This is a genomic window from Pseudomonas sp. TE3911 (assembly GCF_054062775.1).
Genome location: NZ_JBSSFP010000001.1, coordinates 3756282 through 3778673, shown reverse-complemented (window position 1 = coordinate 3778673; position 22392 = coordinate 3756282). Strand labels below are relative to the sequence as shown.

The 22392-nt window shown below is 60.0% G+C and carries 18 protein-coding genes; 6 read left to right on the top strand and 12 right to left on the bottom strand.

All coding sequences use genetic code 11. The annotated features are described in order from the left end of the window. Positions 1-41: 41 nt before the first annotated feature. Positions 42-338 (bottom strand): PilZ domain-containing protein, encoded by a 297-nt coding sequence (locus ACVWXD_RS17085; protein ID WP_447095770.1) that lies wholly within the window; start codon positions 336-338, stop codon positions 42-44. 278 nt (positions 339-616) lie between these two features. Here ACVWXD_RS17085 and rssB point away from each other — a divergent pair, with 278 nt between their 5' ends. Next, a complete protein-coding gene (gene rssB, locus ACVWXD_RS17080; protein WP_181643970.1) occupies positions 617-1798 on the top strand; it encodes a two-component system response regulator RssB in 1182 nt (393 codons plus the stop codon). Next, on the top strand, positions 1798-2280 hold the full coding sequence (rssC, locus tag ACVWXD_RS17075) for an anti-sigma factor antagonist RssC (protein ID WP_032888838.1): 483 nt from the start codon (positions 1798-1800) through the stop codon (positions 2278-2280). The genes rssB and rssC overlap by 1 nt, the downstream gene beginning before the upstream one ends. A gap of 183 nt (positions 2281-2463) precedes the next feature. Here rssC and tal read toward each other — a convergent pair whose 3' ends face one another. The 5 genes from tal to ACVWXD_RS17050 form a co-directional block, all read right to left on the bottom strand. Then, positions 2464-3390 carry a transaldolase gene (gene tal, locus ACVWXD_RS17070; RefSeq protein WP_032888840.1) on the bottom strand — a complete coding sequence of 309 codons (927 nt, stop codon included), beginning with the start codon at positions 3388-3390 and terminating at the stop codon, positions 2464-2466. 314 nt (positions 3391-3704) lie between these two features. Beyond that, positions 3705-4691 (bottom strand): tRNA dihydrouridine(20/20a) synthase DusA, encoded by a 987-nt coding sequence (dusA, locus tag ACVWXD_RS17065; RefSeq protein ID WP_457371205.1) that lies wholly within the window; start codon positions 4689-4691, stop codon positions 3705-3707. A gap of 152 nt (positions 4692-4843) precedes the next feature. Then, positions 4844-5572, bottom strand: coding sequence for a metallophosphoesterase (locus ACVWXD_RS17060; protein ID WP_457371204.1), 729 nt, complete (start codon positions 5570-5572; stop codon positions 4844-4846). Positions 5573-6103: 531 nt separating this feature from the next. Then, positions 6104-6943 carry a lipopolysaccharide kinase InaA family protein gene (locus tag ACVWXD_RS17055; protein WP_260366614.1) on the bottom strand — a complete coding sequence of 280 codons (840 nt, stop codon included), beginning with the start codon at positions 6941-6943 and terminating at the stop codon, positions 6104-6106. Between the two features lie 160 nt (positions 6944-7103). Continuing rightward, entirely contained in the window at positions 7104-8291 is a 1188-nt protein-coding gene (locus ACVWXD_RS17050; RefSeq protein WP_032888847.1) for an MFS transporter, read from the bottom strand. Positions 8292-8454: 163 nt separating this feature from the next. Between ACVWXD_RS17050 and ACVWXD_RS17045 the strand changes: the two genes are divergently transcribed. From ACVWXD_RS17045 to ACVWXD_RS17030, 4 genes are all read left to right on the top strand, one after another. Then, on the top strand, positions 8455-11268 hold the full coding sequence (locus ACVWXD_RS17045) for an ATP-binding protein (protein WP_457371203.1): 2814 nt from the start codon (positions 8455-8457) through the stop codon (positions 11266-11268). After that, positions 11265-12464, top strand: coding sequence for an EAL domain-containing response regulator (locus ACVWXD_RS17040; protein ID WP_032888851.1), 1200 nt, complete (start codon positions 11265-11267; stop codon positions 12462-12464). Before ACVWXD_RS17045 ends, ACVWXD_RS17040 begins: the two co-directional genes overlap by 4 nt. Before the next feature lie 125 nt (positions 12465-12589). Beyond that, positions 12590-15487: a hybrid sensor histidine kinase/response regulator gene (locus ACVWXD_RS17035; protein ID WP_181643965.1), complete on the top strand. Its 2898-nt coding sequence runs from the start codon at positions 12590-12592 to the stop codon at positions 15485-15487. Between the two features lie 28 nt (positions 15488-15515). Then, positions 15516-16163, top strand: coding sequence for a response regulator (locus tag ACVWXD_RS17030; protein WP_032888855.1), 648 nt, complete (start codon positions 15516-15518; stop codon positions 16161-16163). Between the two features lie 5 nt (positions 16164-16168). Here ACVWXD_RS17030 and ACVWXD_RS17025 read toward each other — a convergent pair whose 3' ends face one another. The 6 genes from ACVWXD_RS17025 to ACVWXD_RS17000 form a co-directional block, all read right to left on the bottom strand. Next, on the bottom strand, positions 16169-16657 hold the full coding sequence (locus ACVWXD_RS17025; protein ID WP_181643964.1) for a fimbrial protein: 489 nt from the start codon (positions 16655-16657) through the stop codon (positions 16169-16171). Further along, positions 16654-17121: a fimbrial protein gene (locus ACVWXD_RS17020; protein ID WP_095184177.1), complete on the bottom strand. Its 468-nt coding sequence runs from the start codon at positions 17119-17121 to the stop codon at positions 16654-16656. The genes ACVWXD_RS17025 and ACVWXD_RS17020 overlap by 4 nt, the downstream gene beginning before the upstream one ends. A gap of 7 nt (positions 17122-17128) precedes the next feature. Beyond that, the gene (locus tag ACVWXD_RS17015) at positions 17129-18037 is read right to left on the bottom strand and encodes a fimbrial protein (protein WP_457371202.1); all 909 of its coding nucleotides are present in this window, start codon (positions 18035-18037) and stop codon (positions 17129-17131) included. 3 nt (positions 18038-18040) lie between these two features. Further along, positions 18041-20617, bottom strand: coding sequence for a fimbria/pilus outer membrane usher protein (locus ACVWXD_RS17010; RefSeq protein ID WP_260366612.1), 2577 nt, complete (start codon positions 20615-20617; stop codon positions 18041-18043). A 41-nt stretch (positions 20618-20658) separates the two neighbouring features. Then, positions 20659-21357: a fimbrial biogenesis chaperone gene (locus ACVWXD_RS17005; RefSeq protein WP_032888863.1), complete on the bottom strand. Its 699-nt coding sequence runs from the start codon at positions 21355-21357 to the stop codon at positions 20659-20661. A gap of 66 nt (positions 21358-21423) precedes the next feature. Then, positions 21424-21996 (bottom strand): fimbrial protein, encoded by a 573-nt coding sequence (locus ACVWXD_RS17000; protein ID WP_032888865.1) that lies wholly within the window; start codon positions 21994-21996, stop codon positions 21424-21426. Positions 21997-22392 lie beyond the last annotated feature (396 nt).

Sequence of the window (22392 nt, the reverse complement as noted above, 5' to 3'; positions counted from 1 at the left end):
AAAAGGCGATCCTGAGTGATCGCCTTTTTTGTGCGCGGGTTTCAGCGCATTTTCAGGATGCTGAGGCCCAATTGCTGATCATTGCCCACCGTTTTGGCCCACACCACTTTGGTATCTGCCTCCAGGCCTTTAAGGGCCGGATGTTCTGAATCAATCCGCACGCTCAGCAGGTCTCCTACGTTGAACTGGCGCGGTGCCTGCACTTGCATTCCGGAGCTGGAAAGATCCACGCAAACCCCGGCAATCTCTTGGCCTTCGTGGATCAAAGACACATCGGCATCCACTCGCATGCGGATGAAATCGCGTTTCTCGGCGTAGTCGCGCTCGTGTTCGCTCATGGGTTCCATCCTTACTTTGTGTTGTGGTCGTGGCTGTTCTTATAACTCCCGGTGATTTGCGATGTAAAGACGCCTGGCGACCATCGGCATGAGCTTGAAACACCTGGCGGATGGGAGTACCGTCTGCGCCTTAGAAGGGCACCTCTGCTTTACAGTTGTGCGTGGGCAAAACGCCTACGCTTTTGTAGGACAGAGAGGCTAGAAAGCGAATCCAGTAGTGTGACCCCGGCCATTGCCGAGTTGCCTACGCCAACCTAATTCTGGCGCCGTTTGCCCACATGCAAAAAACCAGTGCCACGCTGCTGATAATCGATGACGACGAAGTAGTGCGCGCGAGTCTCGCGGCCTATTTGGAAGACAGTGGCTTCAGCGTCCTGCAGGCCAGTAATGGCCAACAGGGTCTCCAGGTATTCGAGCGCGACCAGCCCGACCTCGTGATCTGCGACTTGCGCATGCCCCAGATGGGCGGCCTGGAGCTGATTCGCCAGGTGACTGAGCTTGCCCCGCAGACTCCGGTGATTGTTGTGTCCGGTGCCGGCGTGATGAACGACGCCGTTGAGGCCTTGCGCCTGGGCGCCGCCGACTACCTGATCAAACCCCTGGAAGACCTTGCGGTGCTGGAGCACTCGGTGCGCCGCGCGCTGGATCGTGCACGTCTGCTGGTCGAGAACCAGCGTTACCGCGAAAAGCTCGAAACCGCCAACCGCGAGCTCGAAGCCAGCCTGAACCTGCTCCAGGAAGACCAGAACGCCGGTCGCCAGGTACAGATGAACATGCTGCCGGTCAGCCCATGGACCATCGACGAGTTCAAGTTTGCGCACCAGATCATCCCTTCGCTGTACCTGTCGGGTGATTTTGTCGACTACTTCCGTGTGGATGAGCGACGTGTGGCGTTCTATCTGGCCGACGTTTCGGGCCACGGTGCTTCCTCTGCTTTTGTCACCGTGTTGTTGAAGTTCATGACCACACGGCTGTTGTTTGAATCCAAGCGCAATGGCACCTTGCCGGAATTCACTCCCTCCGAGGTGCTGGGCCACATCAACCGAGGCCTGATCAGCTGCAAGTTGGGCAAGCACGTGACGATGGTAGGCGGCGTGATCGATGAAGAAACCGGTCTTTTGACCTACAGCATTGGCGGTCACCTGCCGATGCCTGTTTTATACACTCCAGACAGTGTGCGTTACCTGGAAGGGCGTGGTCTGCCCGTCGGCTTGTTCAATGAAGCCACCTACGAAGACCACATTTTGGAACTGCCGCCGACCTTCAGCCTGACGCTGATGTCCGATGGCATCCTGGACCTTCTTCCAGAGCCTACACTCAAAGAGAAAGAAGCCGCCTTGCCCCAACGGGTCAAGGCAGCTGGCGGCAGCCTGGATGGCCTGCGGCAGGTTTTTGGATTGGCCACGCTAGCGGAGATGCCGGATGATATCGCCCTATTGGTGTTGAGCAGGAATCTTTGATGAGTACCGGAAGAATCCAATTCGCTGAGCAAGACGGGACCTTCGTCCTGAAGTTTGTCGGTGAAGTGCGCCTGACCTTATGTTCGGCGCTGGATGCGACGATTGAGCGGATCTTCACTGCGCTGAACTTCTCGGCGATCGTGATCGATCTGACTGAAACTCGCAGCATTGACAGCACCACCCTTGGGCTATTAGCCAAGTTGTCCATTCTGTCTCGGCAGAAGGTTGGCCTGTTGCCGACCGTCGTCACCACCCACGAAGACATCACCCGGCTGCTGCAGTCCATGGGGTTTGATCAGGTGTTCAACATCGTTGATCGTCCGATTCCTTGCCCGGAATGTCTTACCGACCTGCCGTCCCAGGATCAGTCCGAAGAAATGGTGCGGGTGAAGGTGCTGGAAGCGCACAAGATCCTGATGGGCCTCAATGAGTCCAATCGCGAAGCGTTTCACGACCTCGTCAACGCCCTCGAGCGTCACTGATCCTTCTGTCGAATACATTCCAAATGTCGGAGGAGCCCCGATAGCGCAGTGTCAGTCAGTACATTCACAACTGGCTCACCGCTATCGGGAGCAGCCGCTCCCGCAGTTGAACTGAGATCGGTTTGAGACACAAAAAAAGGGCGGTACCCTCACAGGTACCGCCCTTTTTGACGTCCCCGCTGTTTACAGCTTGGCGGACAACAGCGCCTCAAGTTTTTCCTGGTCACGGGCAAACTGACGAATGCCCTCCGCCAGCTTCTCAGTCGCCATCGCATCTTCGTTGGACTCCCAACGGAACTGCGCTTCAGTCATATGCACTCGCGCTTCACCGGCATGGCCAGGCGACAGCTTACGCTCCAGCTTGCCTTCATCCGCCGCCAGCTTCTCCAGCAGGTCCGGGCTGATGGTCAGGCGATCACACCCGGCCAATTCTTCAATCTGGCTCAGGTTACGGAAGCTCGCACCCATCACTACCGTTTTATAACCATTAGCCTTGTAGTAGTTGTAGATGCGCGTAACCGACTGCACGCCCGGATCATCGGAGCCGGTGTAGTCGTTACCGTTGGCCTTCTTGTACCAATCGTATATGCGGCCCACGAACGGCGAAATCAGGAATACCCCAGCCTCAGCACACGCCACAGCCTGGGCAAAGGAGAACAACAGTGTCAGGTTGGTCTGGATCCCTTCTTTCTCCAGCTTCTCTGCCGCGCGGATGCCTTCCCAGGTAGAGGCGATCTTGACCAGTACACGGTCGCGGCCAACGCCGGCTTTTTCGTACAGGTCAATCAGACGGTGCGCACGCTTGAGAATGGCGGCCTCGTCGAACGACAGGCGGGCATCCACTTCGGTGGAAATGCGGCCCGGCACAACTTTAAGAATCTCTTGCCCCACAGCGACCGCAAAACGGTCGCTGGCCAGGCCCACATCACCGTTGCAGTCCTGCACGCACTCATCCAGCAGCTTGGCATAGCCCGGAATCGACGCGGCCTTGAGCAGTAGGGAAGGGTTGGTGGTTGCATCCTGCGGCTTGAGCTTGGCGAGGGTGGAAAAATCGCCGGTATCGGCTACGACAGTGGTGAATTGCTTGAGTTGTTCCAGCTTGGAAGTCATGAGCGTGCTCTGTCCTATGGGTCTGATGACATTACCCGAGCGCCGAGAGGCGCTCAAGGGCGCAAATGCGTTCGATCGTTTGCGAGGGCAACAACCTGAAAACAGCCGTTTGAATGACCGGCCGTGGTGCTAAATAGGAGGGCAAATTCGCCAGCAGGTTCAACCCAACTGCCCGATGACACTTGGATATCGCCTTCATGCCTACTGATGCCTTCCCCGGCACACACCGCACCAAATGTGGGAGGGGGCTTGCCCCCCGATGACGGTGTGCCAGCTCAGCCAATAATCAACGGACTCCCCTGGAAGCCACCCAATCAACGCCCTTCCAACAAAGCCCCAGCCTGATCCAACAATGCCAACGGATCCGCGGCCTTATGAATATCCACCGACAGCAACTGCCTGAACTTGCGTGCCCCGGGGAACCCAGTGCCCAGTCCCAGCACATGCCGCGTAATATGATGCATCGTCCCGCCACCGGCCAAATGCTCAGCAATGTAAGGCCGCAACTGCGCCAACGCGTCCGCTCGACTGATCACTGGCTGTGCACTGCCAAACAACTGCTGATCCACCTCCGCCAGCAAATACGGATTGTGATAAGCCTCCCGCCCCAACATCACGCCATCAAACGTCTGCAAGTGCTCATGGCACTGCTCCAGCGTCTTGATGCCCCCGTTGAGCACAATCTCCAACTCAGGGAAGTCCTGCTTCAACTGCGCCGCCACGTCATAGCGCAAGGGCGGAATGTCCCGATTCTCCTTAGGCGATAATCCCTCCAGAATCGCAATCCGCGCATGCACGGTGAAACTGGTGCAACCGGCGTCCTTCACCGTCCCGACGAAATCACACAACTGCGCATAACTGTCCCGGCCATTGATCCCGATACGGTGCTTCACCGTCACCGGAATCGACACCACATCACGCATCGCCTTCACACAATCGGCCACCAGCGCCGGATGAGCCATCAGGATCGCGCCAATCATATTGTTCTGCACCCGATCGCTGGGGCAGCCGACGTTCAAGTTCACTTCGTCGTAACCAGCGGCCTCGGCCATGCGCGCGCAGGCCGCCAGATCCGCCGGAACGCTACCGCCCAATTGCAGAGCAAGGGGGTGCTCGGCCTCGCTGTGACGCAGGAAACGCTCATGGTCGCCATGGAGGATCGCCCCAGTGGTGACCATTTCGGTGTAGAGCAGGGCGTGTTTGGAGAGCAGGCGCAGGAAGAACCGGCAGTGGCGGTCGGTCCAATCCATCATCGGGGCAACGGAGAAGCGGCGGGAGAGTGGAGCTGTTTGTAGGGACATTGGGAATCTGAGTCAACGAGGCGAGTGGCCTAGTTTATCAGGGATGTATCAGGGGTGTTTTACGCTCTTCACCGTCTCAAGCGACAGGGGACACGGTGAGGATCCTCAATCAATGATTGTGTCGGATATCGTGGCCTGACCCTGGCGTCTCTTTAGTGCATTGCTTGCATGGAAACGTTTGTAGCCGTCTGAGTCGTTAGTTCTATGAGGGTTAACGCTCCGTCGTCAAAGGAGCAGCCTGTATCTATGTAGATCGTATTTCCCAAATAGGTAAGGGAGGATACAGTTGAATGGCCGACATAAACTTGATCAATACCTTGAGTTAAAGCTTCGTCGAGGCATTCGATTTTTGTTCTGGCGTACAGTGCTTTTTCTAACGCTAGGCGTTGATGGACTTCGCCAAATTGACCCGTGATTGCGTCCTTTGCACTCTGCCAGGTGTCATCGTTATGCGTCAGCGGAGTCTCTGCGTGCACAATCCCAATTTTTCGACCATCTGTTAATTCAACCTCTATTATTAGAGGAAGATCTTTTAAGGCGTCAGACAGGGTCTGTTGAAATTGAGTTGATAGTTTGTAGAGCCATGCTCCACCGTTGCGCGAATGCCTGGCAATGTCGCCATTGCCAGAAACACAGTCGATAACCATCTGTTCATGGTTGCCTCTCACGGCGTGAAACCAGGGCTTCTGTAGCCAGACCACGGCATCGATGGAGTCGGGTCCTCTGTCAATGAGGTCGCCCACAGAGAAGATTCGATCTATGCGTTCATTGAAGTCCACTTTTTTTAAAAGAAGCTCTAATAGCTTGAAGTGCCCGTGGACGTCACCGACTATAAAATCTCGACCAATTTTGTTGGGTAAAAACGACTGGGTTTTGTGCATGGTCAGTGATCGAGGGGGGATATTTAATTTTAAGGATACTACGTACTAGGAGACGTTGGTAACGTACGCATGGACATCGCGGCTTCCCCCCTGCGCCCGCTATTTAAAGTACGAGTGAATCCTTGTGCACGTCTTGCTGGTGACTTTCGGTAGCCGATGTGTCGCTGCAGGCGGTGCCATTTGGATAATGCAGTGTTCCTTATGGCCATCGCCATAAACCATCACTGCCGAGGTGGTGGAGGAGCCATCTTCGTTCAAGTACGTTGTGACATTTTCACTGTTCTCTGGGCGTTTATCAGGGCCGCCGTAGGGATCAGGGTTCGCGGGGGACTCGGCCGCATAGGCAGCCTGGGCGAGCAATAGAAGCGTGAGTGCACAAATGAATTTCACAGTGGGCCCTTCGACACAGTTTGGGAATCAGTAAATACAGATTGAGGCGGCTGTGCAGCTCAGACCGCTAAATCCCTCAGGAAATTTCCCGCACTTTCTCGCCCGGCCCTGTGCAAGCCCGCTACTACAGGCAGGGCTGCGTCAGCCCACTTCGACAGTGCCTTTATGGAAAATCTCACGCCGTGCCCGGCGGCTGATGTTTTCGTGCTTGCTGAGTGTGTACATCTCGTCAAAGCGCGCACGGTCGATACCGGGATAGTTGACCAGTTCTTCCATCACCATGCGGTCGTAATCCTGCTCGATCACAAAGCGGAAGACCTCGCGTCGATAATAGAAGCCGAATTGAAAGGCCAGCACTTCGGTGAGGTAGTCAGTCTGGGTGAGGAAGCAGTTCTCCAGGTCAATCGCCTTGGCGCACGTGGGGTGCTGCGGGTCGACCATCACATTGTTGGCCCAGAAGTCCATGTGGATGATGTGTTTGCTGTGCAAGGCGCGCAGCAATTTGAATGACGCGGTGATCAGGCTCACGACGTCGCGTTCCTGCTTGAGCCATTCCAGGCCGCTGAGGTAGCCGTCGAGCATCTCGGTGAAGATGAAGAATTCCTGGATTAGGCCAAGCGCAGATTTTCTGTAACCGAAACCACGCAGTCCGGCGACCGGTGCGCCGCGCTTCTGCGCGCCCAGGGTGTTGATGACTTCCTCAACGGGCCAGTCGAATGTGCCGTCGCGTTTGGAGCGTCCGAAGGTGACGCGCAGTTTAGGACGCAGGCTGTCCAACGGCTGGGACTTGGCGAACAGATCGTTCTCCATGCCTTTCAACGGCGCGCTGATGCGGTTTTTGAGTTGATGGCGAGTGTCGATCAGGTCCTGAATCGCTTGGTGGACTCCGTCGTCGCTGGTGTGTGTGGTGAACACCGTCGCGTTGCCGTGATTGAGCGTTGCGGGAAAATTCTCAAGCACATTTCTATCGGGAAAGCTCAAAACACATCCTTGTCATTCGGAAAAGTATTACAGACATGTTACATGCACGATCTATTGGATCCAACCTGAACGTAACCTGTCTGGAAATGAAATATTTTTCACGTAGGGTTATCTGAGCGTTTCCTGGCGTTGATGCCTGATTTCAACCGGTTCTATTCGTTTATTCCCCGCCTTTCATCCGTCGTGCAATCAGATAGATCCCCAACCCGGCCAACGCTGTGACTGCGCCGATATAGCCGGTGCTGGTCCAGCCCAACCCGGCCGTGATCGCCATGCCGCCAAACCACGGGCCCAGCGCGTTCGCCAAGTTGAATGCCGCATGGTTGGACGCTGCCGCCAGGCTTGGCGCTTCGTGGGCGATGTCCATCAGGCGGATCTGCAACGGTGCAGCCAACGCCACCATGGTGCCGACCAGGCCCATGCTCAGCAGCACGCCCCACAGCGATGCCGCTGCGAACGGAAAGAACAGCAATACGCCAATCGACCACACCAGGATCCAACCCACCGCGCGAAACTGCATGCGATCAAACAGCTTGCCGCCGGCGATATTGCCGATGATCCCGCCCACGCCAAACGCGGCGAGGCCGAAGGGAATCCACTGTGGCGAGACTTTGGTCACTTCGAGCATGGTCGGTGCCAGGTAGCTGAACACGCAGAACATCCCGGCAAACCCGATTGCGCCGATGGACAGTGCCATCCACACCTGGGGTTTGGTGAAGGCACGCAGTTCCTTGCGTGGGTCGCTGCGTTCTTCGTCATGGCGGTGCGGCACGAATTGCCAGACGAGGGCGATGGTGCACAGCGCAATCACGCTGACCAGCGCGAACGCCGAGCGCCAGCCCAGGTGTTGGCCGAGGAAGGTGGCGATGGGGTTGCCGAGCAGCATGGCCAAGGTCAGGCCCATCATGACGCGGGCGACGGCACCGGCGCGTTTGTCGTTCGGCACCATGCTGGAGGCGACTACGGCAGCGATGCCGAAATAGGCGCCGTGGGGCAGGCCACTGATAAAGCGGAACGCCACCAGCGAACCGAAGGTGGGCGTGAATGCCGTGGCGAAGTTGCCCAGCGCGTACAAGCCCATCAACAGCAACAACATATGTTTGCGCAGCAGCTTGGCGCCGAGGATCGCCAGCAGCGGCGCGCCGACCATCACGCCCAGCGCATAGGCGCTGATGGCGTGGCCGACCTGAGGTTCGCTCAACCCCAGGTTCTGGGCGATGTCGGGCATCAGGCCCATGATCGCGAATTCGCCGGTACCGATCGCGAAAGCGCCCACGGCCATGGCGGCTTCCATTTTGGCGGCGCTGCGCGCGGGCAATACGTGCCCGGGTGTTTGCTGGATAGACATGGATCGCTCTGTGCAGGAGGGAAAGACGAGCCGCCGATCCTAACGAGGCGGCCACGAAGGAGTCTAGAACAGCGGATTACGCCTGAGTTCCATCCCATCGCGGCGCCGGCCTTTGAGATCCGTCTTATTCACCCGGCTCCTGCTCATCCCTAACCTTTGGGCGATGAAACTCAAACATTTCCTGCAACCCCTCGATTCAACCTTCTCGACGCCCAAGGCAGCCCGCAAGTTGTTGCGTTTGTTTGCCTTTGCGTTGGTGCTCGGCGTTTATGTGGGGGCTTACAGTTATCTGCGTGCGGCATTCAGCGAGGAAATTTCGCTGCGGCGCAGTTATATGAACGAGGCGATTTCCGACGCACAGAGTTTTTTCGTCAGCCGCCAGACGCTGTTGAAGAGCCTCGGCCTGTCCACCGTCAGCCATAAGACGCCGCCTGTGGGCAATCTCAATGAAGTGCCGGCCGAAGAAGTGCATATCACCCTCGGTGAAGCAGGCAATATCTGGAGCCTGTGGCTGACCCGACGCATGCTTGATTACTTGCAGGCCAACCAGGTCAACCTGATTTACGTGCCGCAGCGTGCCACGCCGCTGGTCGAGCGCCTGTTTACCGTGGGCGAAGCGCCGGGAGCCGTACCGGAGTCGGTGTTGAAACGCTTGATGGCGGTGGATACCGGCAAGGTGTCGGTCAGCGATGAGCTGTGGCTGACCGAGCAGAGTCGCCTGGATTCATCGCTGTACATTTTTACGCGCCTGGACGAGCGCAGTCCTTCATCGGGCTGGCTTGGATTAGAGGTGGACGGACCGGACCTGATCAACGCCTTGCAGCATGAGAAGGCCGGCGACTTCATGTTGCTCGACGGCGCGGGCCAGCTGATTTTCAGCAGCGCGCCCCATCAACCGGCGGCGGCGCAGGTGTTGCGCCAGTATCACTCCACCGCCAGTTTCGGCTGGGAAGGCAGCCGCTGGTTGCCCGACCGCCTGGCGATCCGCAAGCACTTGGGCTATTCGCACTGGCAGATCGTCTACAGCCTGGAGTTGAGCTCGCTGTTGCCCAGCCTGGCGCTGCCGTTGCTGGTCTGCTTGCTGCTGTGCGCTCTGTCGAGCCTGCTGATGGTGCGCCTGGTACGGCGCATCGACCAGCGCCTGATCATCCCGGCGGCCAATCGCATCGAAGCGTTGGTGGAGAGCGAAGCGTTCAGCAGCGCGGTCATTCGGATCGCCCCGGTGGCCTTGTGTGTGCTACGGCGCAGTGACGGTGAAGTGGTGCTGGAAAACCCGTTGTCGCGCCAATGGCTGGGCAAGGGCCAGGAGCGCCGGCAACTGTGTCTCGACTGGGTTCGCCGTGCCTTCCATGACGCCGAACACGGCAGCACCGACGAGTTGCAGATGGCCGATGGTCGCCACCTGTTCCTGAGCTTTGCACCTACCCGTTACCAACGTGAAGAAGTGTTGATCTGTGCCTTCAGCGACATCAGCGAGCGCAAACAGGTCGAGTTGGCGCTGGAGCAGGCGCGAACCCTGGCGGATGCGGCCAACGAGGCCAAGACCCTGTTCCTCGCAACCATGAGCCACGAGATCCGCACGCCGTTGTATGGCGTGCTGGCCACCTTGGAGTTGCTTGCCCGCACCGAGCTCAACAACCAGCAGCGCGGCTACTTGAATGCCATCGAAGGTTCCTCCGCGAACCTGCTGCAATTGATCTGCGACGTGTTGGATGTCTCCAAGATCGAAGCCGGGCAGTTGTCCCTGGAACTCACGGTGTTTTCTCCGCTGGAACTGGTGCAGGAAGTGATTCAAGGCTATGCCGGTGCCGCCCAGAGCAAGGGCCTGCAATTGTTCAGTTGCCTCGACCCGCACACCCCCGAACGCGTGCGCGGCGATGTCACACGGATTCGGCAGATCCTCAACAACCTGCTCAACAACGCGCTCAAATTCACCGAGAGCGGGCGCATCGTCCTGCGTTTACGCCTGGAAAGCCGTGAGGGCGAGCGCAGCATGTTGCAGTGGCAGGTGGTCGACACCGGCAAAGGCATTGCGGCGCACGACCAGCCCGATTTGTTCGAGCCGTTCTTCCAGGCCAGCGGCAACGCCAATGTGGTGGCGGGCAGCGGGCTCGGGCTGTCGATCTGCAAGCGCCTGGTGCACTTGATGAACGGCACGTTGCGTGTGGTCAGCGAGCCGGGCCTGGGCAGCAGTTTTACCTTCAACTTGCCGTTGGAGCAGGTCACCGACGATCAACCCTGGGCCTTGCCGTTGTTGGGCGAGCGGGTCTATGTGGTGTCACCGGTACGCGAACTGGCCGAGAGCATCGGGGGCTGGTTGCGGCGCTGGGGTGCGCGGGCGCAATTGGGCGTGCCCGAATCCGTCGCCACAGACCCCGGCGCGGTGCTGGTCGAGCTTTATCCTGGCGCGGTCGATGCTGCGCGGCTTCGCTGGTCGGGCCCACGGGTAGTTGCATCGGCTGATGAGCATGGCGTCTCGCTGGGACCGGGCGCGTGTTGGCAGATCGGCTTGAACAACCTGCACGCGCTCAATCGTGCCGTCAGCCGCGCCCAGGGCATCGAGGAACACCTGTCGCCCATCCCCCGCGAGGCGCCCGCCGAGGTCAGCCTGAACCTGCGTCTGCTGGTGGCTGAAGACAACCTGATCAACCAATTGATCCTGCGCGATCAGTTGGAAGAACTCGGCTGCACCGTGGTGCTCGCCGGCGACGGTATCGAAGCGCTGTCGCTGTGGGGCGAGCGCCCCTTTGACATGGTCCTCACCGACGTCAACATGCCGCGCATGAACGGCTACGAACTCACCGAACAACTTCGCCGCTTGGGCTGTTCGCTGCCGATCATCGGCGCCACGGCCAACGCGATGCTCGACGAAGCCGAGCGTTGCCTCAGCGCCGGCATGGACCACTGCCTGGTCAAGCCGTTTACCCTGCGCGCGCTCTATCAGTGCCTGCAGCGCTTTCAAAGGAGCGAGCCTTGAGTGCCTATCGCGTGCTCATCGTGGAAGACCATCCCTTTCAGCATGAGTACCTGATCAACGTGTTCCAGGCCATCGGCGGGTTTGACGTCGACGCGGTCTGGGATGGCGCCACCGCGTTGCAGCGCCTGGCCAGCCAGCATTACGACCTGTTGCTCAGCGACCTGATGATGCCGGGGATGGACGGTGTGCAACTGATCCAGCAACTGGCCGGCCTGCAGGCGCCGCCCGCGTTGGCGCTGATGAGTGTGGCTTCGCGGCGCATGTTGGTGGGGGCCGGGGAGGTCGCGGGCAACCTGGGCCTGACGGTGGCTGGATTACTGTCCAAACCGATCAGCGATCCGCAGGTGCGCAGCCTGCGCGATTGCCTCGACCGGCTGGCTGAACAGGCGCGCACGCCGTGTTGCCATCGCGGCGTCAACCTGGCGCGGGACACCCTGGCCCGCGCATTGACCAACGGTGAGATCCAGGCCTGGTTCCAGCCCAAGAAATCCCTGCACGACGGGCGTATTGTCGGCGCCGAAGCCCTGGCTCGCTGGGTCCACCCGCAGGAGGGCCTGCTGATGCCCGCCGAGTTTCTCGGCGAGATCGAACGCCAGGGCCTGGAAACCCAACTGCTGTCCTGCATCCTCGCCCAGACCCTGACCGCCCAGGCCCAGTGGGCGCAGCTCGGCTACCGGTTGCCGGTATCGATCAACCTGCCAACCCATCTGCTCGACCAGTGCGACCTGGTCGATCGCTTGCTGGCCCAAGTGCTGCAGCGCGACGCGGAGCCCCGGCAAATCACCTTCGAACTGATGGAAAGCTCCACCACACAGTTGGCCAGCAACTACTACGCTGGAGCATGTCGCCTGCGCCTGATGGGCTTCGGTCTGGCCCAGGATGATTTTGGCAAGGGCTTCAGTTCTTACTTCAACCTGGTGTCTACGCCGTTCAACGAGGTCAAGATCGACCGCTCACTGGTGCACGGTTGTGCAGACAACGAACACCTGGCGTCGGCCTTGCAAAGCATCATCGAACTGGGCCGCAAACTGGGCCTGACGACCATCGCCGAAGGCGCCGAAACCCAGGCTGAGCTGGCGGTGCTGAGGCGTTTTCGCTGCGACCAGGTGCAAGGCTTCTTGATTTCCCACGGCGTCGCTGCCGAAAAATTCAGCGCGCTGTTGATCGAAGATGGCCCTGCGCCAGCACTTATCTGAACGGCCGGGGTCACACAGTCAAGAAGCCCAGAGGAAGGGTCATCCGGTCAGCCGGGTGTTATCGGTCAATGCCGGATGAAGCATAGGCCCTACGTCCTGATTCCAGGCTTTTCGCGGTACTGACGATGAAACATGCAAGTCTGCGCCTGGACAAGCTGGCGCAAAGCTCTCAACGCCTGAACAAAGCCCTGTTGTTGCTCACCGGGCTCGCCTTGCTGCTGTCCAGCAGTTGCTATTGGGCAGTGTCGCGTTTGTTGGAAGCCGAACAGGAAAAGATCCAGTTTCACTTTGCCCGTGTGGTGGAAATCATCCATGAGCATGAGGCGTTTCTGCGCAATGTGGCCAGCGGTTACAGCCAGCGCAACTCGCCGCCGTTGCCGGCGGTGCAATCGACGTCGGTGGTGGAGGTGCAGCGCGACGCAGGGCAGGTGGTGTTGCAGGCCAAGGGGTTTGCGCTCTCGCTGCCGTTCACCTTGTCCCACGATCCCGGCTTATCGGCGGATGACACACGGCGCGCGCTGGCATTTGGCGTGCAATTGACCGACTACTATGGCGGCTATTGGGCCAGCTCGTTTTATGCATCGCCACAGCTGTTCGTGCTCACCCCTGACAACCTCACCAGCCTCGCTGTGCCCGGCATTGGCGGCCTACGCCAGCATCAGCCGTTGTTGCCCGGACAGTACCGCGAGGTGGTCGGGCGCTTGCATGAATTGCAACAGCGCCAGGCTGCCTTGCTCAATGACAGCCGCGTGCGCTGGATGCGCGCGCCGTCGCAGCTGTATCACGACAGCCGCAGCGTGGTCGCCATGATCGGTCTTGATGTGCCCGGCGCTGTGTTGCCGGCTGCTCAAGGCCAGGGCTTGCTGGCCTTGGCGGCGGTGGTGGATACGTCCCAGGTCGATGAGTTCGAGCGGGTGTTGCGACTGTCGGTCTACAACCAGTTCACCCTGATCGCGCCCGAGGGCGACGTGTTGCTCGGCAGCCTCGGCGACGAACGGATGGCGCCGATGGGCTTGAGCTTCAGCCGCCAGGGCTTGCGCTTCAAGATGACCAGCGCGGGCGGTGAACGCTGGACCGGCTTGTACGCCATCACCTATCAGGACTTCCTGCGCTACGCCAAATGGCCGCTGCTCGGTCTCGGCCTCACGTTCCTCGCCGCCATGCTGCTGGGTTGGTGGATCAATCATTGGTACAAGACGCGCATCGTCATCCCGGCGCAGCGCGCTCAGGAGCGGCTGTTCGAGAGCGAAGCGTTCAACCGCATCATGCTCCACAACGCCCCGGCCGGGCTGTGCGTGGTGCGGCGCAGCGACACGCAACTGCTGTTGGAGAACCAGCGCGCCCTGCAATTGGGCGGCACCGCTTCCTTGCTGGCAGTACTCAAGGCCAACGACGGCGCCGACACCCCCGGCGAAATGTGCCTCGCGGTGGACGGCCGTTATTTGCAGGTTGTGGTGGTGGCCGCGCGCTACGAGGGCGACGACGTATTTCTTTGCGGCTGCAACGACATCACGCGGCATGTGGACGAAGCCCAATTACTGAACCAGGCCCGTCAGGAAGCCACCGCCGCCAACGAGGCCAAGACGGTGTTCCTCGCGACCATGAGCCATGAGATCCGCACCCCCTTATATGGCGTGCTGGGCAATCTGGAACTGATGGCCCTGACCGACATGAGCGAGCGCCAGCGTCAGTACCTGGAAATCATCCAGGGCTCGTCCACTGTGCTGTTCCAGTTGATCAGCAACGTGCTCGACGTGTCGAAGATCGAGTCCGGGCAAATGGCGGTGGAGGCGGCTGCCTTCGATCCCCATCAACTGGTGGACGAGTCGGTGCTGGCGTTCACCGCCACGGCGCGCAACAAAGGCTTGCAGATCGACGCCGAGATCGACCCGCAGGTGCCACAGCAACTGCGCGGCGATGCCGGGCGCATTCGGCAGATCCTGCACAACCTGTTGGGCAATGCGATCAAGTTCACCGACTCCGGCCGCGTGCGTTTGCGCCTCACCGTGCAACAGCTGTTCGAGCAGGAAGTCGCCTTGCAATGGCAAGTCACCGACACCGGCGTGGGCATTCCGGAAAAGGCCGTGGAACAGCTCTTCAAACCGTTCTACCAAGTGGCCGGCGGCCAGGATGGCAATGGCGCGGGCCTTGGGCTGTCGATCTGCTCGCGCCTCAGTGAATTGATGGGCGGCAGCATGCGCGTGGTCAGCGAACCGGGCCTTGGCAGCAGTTTTTCGCTGTTCATTACCTTGCCGATTCTCACTTCTGTACCCTCAGCCATCAGCCCGGCGCTGGCCTCGCCCTGTCTGGATGCGCCGTGCCTGAACGTGCGGGTGCTGGTGGCCGAAGACAACCCGGTCAGCCAGGCGGTATTGCAGGAGCAGCTCGAAGCGCTCGGGGCCCAGGCCACCGTGGCGCGGGACGGCGAGCATGCGTTGCAGATCTGGGGCTCGCAGCCTTTTGATCTGGTGATCACCGACATCAACATGCCGCGCCTCAATGGTTACGACCTGGCCCGCGCCTTGCGCGAACAGGGCGTGCAGGTGCCGATTATCGGCGTCACCGCCAATGCGTTGCGCGAGGAAGGCGAACGCTGCCTCGCGGTGGGCATGAATGCCTGGGTGGTCAAACCGCTGAGCCTGAGCATGTTGCGCCAGGCGTTGATGGCGCACTGCAGGCGCGCCACGGCCCTGACGACACCGGCGCCGGACCGCGACCGCGAAGGCTGGATCGAGCTGTCGCCGTCCATGCGCAAACTGATGGGCGAGACCCTGCTGGTCGACGTGCAACTCATTGAACAGGGCCTGGACGCCGGCGACTCCGATCGGGTGCGCCAACGCCTGCACAGCCTCAACGGCGCGCTGGCCAGCGTGCGCGCCGGGCTGTTGTCCAACGCCTGTCAGACATGGGAAAACACCCTCTACGATGGCCCGTTGGACAGCCATGCCACCACGCAGATCCGTGTGTTGTGCGCGCGCTTGACGGCCGTCGCGCAGTGCCTGCTGGCCGAGTCATCCACCTGATGAACGCCCCCTACAAGAGAGCTGAACCATGCGAGACATGAACGTCGTCATAGCCGATGACCATCCCATCGTGTTGGTGGGCGTGCGCGAAATCGTGCAGCGCGACGCCCGCTACCGCCTGGTGGGCGAGGCGGTCAGTTCGACGCAGTTGATCGAGCAGTTGCGCAGCCATCGGCCGCAAGTGCTGATCACCGATTTCAACATGCCCGGCGATGACACTTATGGCGATGGCCTGAAGTTGATCGAGTACATCCTGCGCCACTTCCCCGAGACCCAAGTGTTGGTGCTGACCATGATCTCCAACAGCCTGATCCTCACGCGTTTGCAGGAGTTGGGCGTGGCCGGCGTGATCCAGAAGAACCACCTGCACGGTGAAATCGAGAAAGCCCTGGGCGCCATCAGTGCCCAGCGCAGTTACCGGGCACCGATGCCGGCGGCGACGTCGGTGGTGGGCAACGGGTTTCAGGTGCAGGAGCGGTTCCAGAGCTTGTCGCCGCGGGAGATGGAGGTGCTGCGTTTATTCGTCACGGGGATGAGTGTCAGCGACATTGCCAGGCAATTGAGCCGCAGCAACAAGACCGTCAGCGCACAGAAGATCTCGGCCATGCGCAAGCTGGATGTGGACAGTGATCAGGCGCTGCTGACCTATTGCATCGAGGCCCGGCAGTTTCAGTAGGGGGGTTAGCGGTACGTCATCTGCATCAACAGCGTTGCGCTGTAGCTGCCCGCTTCGGGCAGTTCGCCCACGGTCACCGGCTTGACTCGTAGGGTCAGTTCCAATGGTTCTTTTTCCACCGTCCAGTTGCTGGTTTCTCCCAGACTGAAATCGGCCTTCGCGCTTTTATTCAACAGCCCCAGGCGCAGTCCCAGACCAGCGCGATTGGTGAGCAGGGTCTGGTTGTCAGCGCTGCCCAACCCCGCTGAAAACGTCAGGCTCACCTGGCTGTCAGCTTGGCAGTCGAAGATCAGCGGTACGTCGGTAGCGGCGACGCTGTCATCGACCAACTGGTTGAGGTTGGCGTCACCCAGTTTCAACTGTTGCGAGGTGGGAAAACGTGGTGTGCAGGGCGGCGCGATCAACTTGCCGCTGACATCGATCTTCGCCTCATCCGCCGGTTGCGCAACCGCCGTGCCGGTCACCGCCAGCAGTATCCAGATAAGCGCTTTCATAGGTAGTTGATGGTCATGACGATCGACGAGGTGAACGCGCCCGGCGTCAGGGTGCCTTGTGCGATCAGCTTCGCCTTGAGGCTGATGTCGACGTTGCCGCTCAGGTTGCTGTAGGCCTTGGCGGTGCCTTTGAGGTTGGCCACCGTATTGTCTGCCCACAACAGCGAAACGCCGAGGTTGTCGGCCGTGGTCTTGGCCACGGTGTCGGTGTGCGTGCCTTTGCTGGAAGCGAAGCTTACGTTCAGCGATGAGCCAGCCGGGCAGGTCATTTTCACGGGAACCGCTACGGTATCGGTGGTGGCGACCTGGTCGGTGCGCACATTACCGAATGCTGCCGTGAGGGAGGTGCCAGAAGTCAGTACGCAGGGCGGTCGGGTGAGGGTGCCGCTTACGGTGATATTCACGGTGTCGGCGGCCTGGGCGGCAGTGCCGAGCAGTACCAGGGCGAGCAATGACGTTTTCATGAAAGTCTCATTGGTAATTGATGTTCAGGGTGTATTGGCTCTGGAACGCACCGGCAGGCGATTTCCCAGCCTCCAGTTGCGGCTTGAAACTCAAATTCACGCTGTTGCTGCCGGCCCTCAGTAGCATCGCGCGCGGGCTGGTAAAAACCACCGGGTTGCCGCTGTCGGTCCAGATAGCCTGCATGTTCAGCCCCGCAAGCGTGGTGCGTGATACTCCGGTATTGGCGTTGACCACTGACTGGCTCGGCGTCAAGGTCACGTTGGCGCGCATCGACGACGGGCAATTGAGTGACACGCTGGTCGACTGCGAAACGGCGCTGAGATTAGCGCTGCTGATAGTGCCGAATTTCAAGTTGACGGCGCTCGGAGAACTCAAGCTGCAACTGACGGCGCGGACGTTGTAGATGAATAGCCACTCATGGAACCATTCCGCATAGGCCTGCCAACCACCTGTAGAGGTCACGCCAAGCTTCACTCTCGCGGTGCGCCGGCCCGGCGTACTCGGGGCGGTTCCCACTACGTAGTACACGTAAGAAACCGAGCGTCCGGCGAGTATGGGCGCGCAAGTCCCACCCAAGCATGCGGCTCCCCAACTGCCCAGCGGCAGTTGAAGCATATAGGTGTTGCTATAGGGGTCCAGGACCTGCAGGTTAGCGGGGGACGCTCCGGAAATCGCCGTGATTTCCAAATTGGTACCTGCGCCAGACGGGTAGGTACGTACCGCTGTGCAGGTACCGCTGAATGGGACTTTCATCTCGGCTCCGGCGGCGAATTCGTAACCGTTGGATGGATAGCCCGAGAGAGAGCATTTTATGCTTCCACTGATAAAAGCCTGTGCTTGAGGCGACAGCCAACCCAGTACCACCAGTGTCATGAGCTTCAGCAAGCAGTTTCCAGGCTTGATTTTCATGATCATTACTTACGAATCCTTGGCACCCGACCCACCGGCCGCGCGCTCACATTGAATGTTCAGTTGTGTAATCCCACCCTCGGCAGGCCCTTTATCGTCCAGTTTCAATTCGCGGCTGCACCACGGCTGGTTATCCACGCTGATCAACAGGCGTGACTGCGCCGGTACGCCGCTCAGGTACGCACGGCCCTTGTCAGCCACCAGTGTGCTACCCAAAGAGCGCCCATCCGGGGCGAACAGTTCGGCCTTGGCGGCAAACGGTGCCGCTTCGCCGCGTGCATCGATGATGCGGAACAGAATGCGTTGGCCTTTGCGGGTCTCGAAGTCCGCCAGCACAAAGGCACCGCGATTCGGCGTGACCTCCTGCACCAGTTGGGCGATGTCGACGTCAGCCGGCATCGACTGGGTGTCCAGCGACATACGGTTCTTGCGGTAGGGCAGGGCAGACGGCACCACCGTGTAGCCATTGGCATTGGTGCGCACACCCCGCTTGTTGGCGATTCCCACGTCTGCGGCGCCGGGTGTGGCCACGATCACGTTGGTTTCGCCCAGAGGCTGACTGAAAATAAGATTGCGGTCATAGGCGACCACCGAGCCCTCGATGCCCATGTCCAGCTGCCGGCTACCGGAGGTCTCGTTATAGCCACCGTGCACGATGGCGTTGGGCGCGTCATAGCGCGCGGCAAACGTGCTGCCCATCACGCGGTCATTAGCGTTGACTTGCTGCGACACGCCAGCGCTGTAGGCCAGGGTGTCGTCCTCCAGCGCATTGCCGCTCAACGTCGCCGTGCGCGAGGCCGTGCCCCGCGCGCTCTGGTTCGCGTTGACCGATACACGCTGGTTGCGTGTACCGCCCAGCGGCATGCTGATGCTCAGGGACAGCGTGCGGTCATTGCTGCTGTCCCCTTTGTTAGCGCTCAAGCCGAGTGTGTAGGAAATGTCCCCGACGCTGGCGCTGTAGCCCAGTTGAATCGAGGTGTCGGCATTGCTCTTGTCCCAGTAGTTGGTTTTCGTCACGTTGGCATACACACCGCCGTAGCTGCCCAGTTGCTGGGACACGTTGGCGGTGAAGTTGCTCTTCATATGGCCGCTGCGGTACATCTCCAGCGACTGCTCGTTGGTGCGGCTGTTGAGCGCCTCGTTGAACGAGTAGTAGCCGCCGGTGGAATAGCGATAACCGATCAGGCTGAAGTTGGTGTCGGTGGCCGCCAGGGCTTTGGAGTAGCGAAAGCGAAACGACTGGCCGCTGGCGGTGGTTTTTGCCGGGCCCATGGCTTCGCTGCGCGCGTGGGTCATGTCCACTGAAATCGCACCGAAACCGGCGAAGTCGTGGGCGAACCCTAGCAGGCCGGCGCTGTACTGATCACTCAGCAGGCTGCCGCCGAACAGCGTGGTGCCGCCGGCCAGGCCGCGCCGCAGGGACGCCTGGATAAAACGCGGGGTGTCCTGCTGCGTGGTCGCTTGCGCCGGGCGGTACTGGCCGGCGAATACCGAGTAGCTCTGTTGGCCCTCACGCAGCATGTAAGGCACCGACGAAAACGACTGGGTAAACACCTGGCGCTGGCCATCGGGGCCTTCCACGGTGACTTCAATGTCGCCATTGCTGGCGGTGGGGTACAGGTCGGTCAACGCGAACGGCCCCGAGGGCACCCACTGCTCATGGATCACGTAACCGCGCTGGCGGATGATCACCCGCGAGCGGCCGTTGGCGATGCCACGAATCACTGGCGCGAATTGGCGGGCCTGGTCCGGCAGCATGTCCATGTCCGAGGCAATGCCCAGCCCGCGATAGGGGATGGCGTCGAACAGGTCACCTTCGGTGGTGGAGTCGCCCACGGTGGCAATCGCCATCATGTTGCCCATGTTGCGCTGGGCGTAGGTTTCCATCGACTCCCAACGCCCGGTGTCGCCTGTGCCTTTCTGCCAGGTGGAGAAATTGCGCAGCCGCCAGGCTCCGGCGTTTATACCGCTGCGCAGGCTGCCGAACTGGTCCTGGCGGCTGCCGGTGTCGGACTCCACCGTACTCCCGGAAAAGCTGTAGTTGGTGAACGCTACTTGCTCGCCGTCACTCCACTGCCGGCGGCGTACTTCAAACGGGATGCTGCCCAGGTACGCTTGGGGGATCTCAATCGACAACACCTGGCGGTTGAAATCGTAGTCGTAGACCATCCCGGCCAGGCCTTGGTCGAACGCGATGCAGGTAGCGTCGGCGTCGCTGCGGTTTTGCAGGGCGGTATCGGCAACCCCTTGGCTACGAAAAAAGTCGGTATCCAGGCACGGGAAAAGCCCGGTGGAGGAGCGGTCCGACGTACCGCTGGCGCGAATAAAGCGTACATCGCGCTGCTCGACCGAATGCTCATTGACCAACACGTCTACCCGGTAAATCCCCGGCAACTGGCCTTCGCTCATGGCGCTGACCTGTTGTTTCACGGCGGCCGAACTCTGCCCGCCGCCGATCTCAAGGAACGACGCATCGAACTCGTAGCCAGCCTGTGCAGGGGCCAAATGCAAGGCCAAGGCCGCCGCGATCGGGCAGCCGAAAGCCTTCATGGCGCAACGGCGCATGAATGGGAGTGAACGGGGCATGGGCGTTCCTGAAATGGCGTTTCGAGGTTGGCGCTTGGGTATCAGTGAAGGCGGACGACGGGGGCGGTCACGACGCTGCCGTAGTCATCGATGTAGCTCATTTGCACTTCATCACCGGGCTTGGCCTGGATCGCTAGTTCCTGCTGTTGGCCGGGGCGCAGCACATCCGGTGCCTGGGTGATCGGCTGGCCGTTGAGCTTCAGCTCGCTGACCACGACATGGAATTTGGACGTGTTGTTGAACATCAGCGCGCCGGCATTGGCCTTCCAGTTCACTTGCGCCACCGCGTCCTTGAGTTCGCCTTTAAGGCCAGCGGGGCGGTAGAACAGCTTGATGGTGGTCTTGAGGGCGATCTGCAGCACGTTCTTGCCTTTCTGGTCGTCACTCATGGCCGGGATCGCCTTGACGTTCATCAGGAACAGGCTTTCACGGTCTTGTGGCACATCGGCGCCACCGGCAAAGATCACACGCAGGATGTTTTCCTTATTGGCGTCGAGCCGGAACAGCGGCGGGGTGACGATAAAGCTGTCGACGCTTTCTTCGCTGGTGCCGCCGAAACGGCTGACCCAGGACTGCACCAGGTAAGGCGAGGTGTCTTCGCGGTTGCTCACATTCAGATTGGCTTCGTTGGAGGCGCCGTTGTAGATCAGGCGCGTGGCGCCTACTGTCACGGCGGCGTCCGCTGCTGCGACATGCCAGAGCGGTAAGAGCGCGAGCAAAAAATACAGTTTCAAACGCATGAGGGGAGACCTTTAAAAGTCCGTAGGCCGGCGCGACGGCGCCAGGCCCACGGTGTTGACGAGCAATTACTTGTAGGTAACGTCGAAGCTGGCCAGGGCGTTGACTTGACCGGTGCCGATGCCAGACGTGGTCACTGCATCGTCGCCCGTGCCCGTAGTCACATCGGCGGCGGTGCGCACATAGGCGGCGGTGAAGTTGAAGGTGTTGGACATCGCTCGCAGGTCGTAGTCGGCGGTCGCGGTATTCAGTGGAACCGCGTTTCCGGTACGCGCGTCAGCGATCTTGATCGCGATACCTGTGACCTGGTTTTCACCGGTCAGGCCCAGCAGGGTGGAGTCGCTGGCGTCTTCCTGGCCGCTGAAGGTAATCGCGACGTTTTTCTTGGTCGCGGTGCTGCAGTTGTCCAGGCTGATCGAGAACGCTTTCGGCTTGGCGGTGGCGCCCACTGTTTTCCCGAAGTCAGCGATGCGCACCGGATCGAGTGTCACGGACTTGCTCTCGTCGCCGGTTTTGATGGTGCACGCGTTGTCGGTCACGGAACCGGTGAATTGGATCTGCCCGTCCGCAGCCTGTGCGGTACCGGCCAGCAGCCAGCAAGCGCCGCATGCGAGAGTGATTTGGCTCAGTTTGTTCAGCATTGCAATGCCCTTTACGAGATGGATGGTTGTCTGCTTACCCCCCTTGGGTAAGCCAATCCATAGTGCAATGCTGGGATTTGGAGGCACATGAGACAGATCTTAAAAGCTGGCCTACTGATGGCCGTTCGACCGGTGAGTCCATATCCGACGCCGGGCGTGATATTCTGCGCGCCGTCTTGGTCTAGTCTTTCCTTGGTACGTACATCCGTATACGTCCCAGCGGTTGACTGTCGCCCAGGTTGCTGAAGCCAATAAAGATAAAAAGTCAGCGCAGAAGGGACATAAAAGTGAGGTCGATACGTCGGCTTTGTGTGCCCACCCTGTGGCCTTCGTGTGAGTGTGCAAACCCCGCGGTACGTTGCCTGGCGTAGCGTGATTGAGGGTTGCCCATGATCA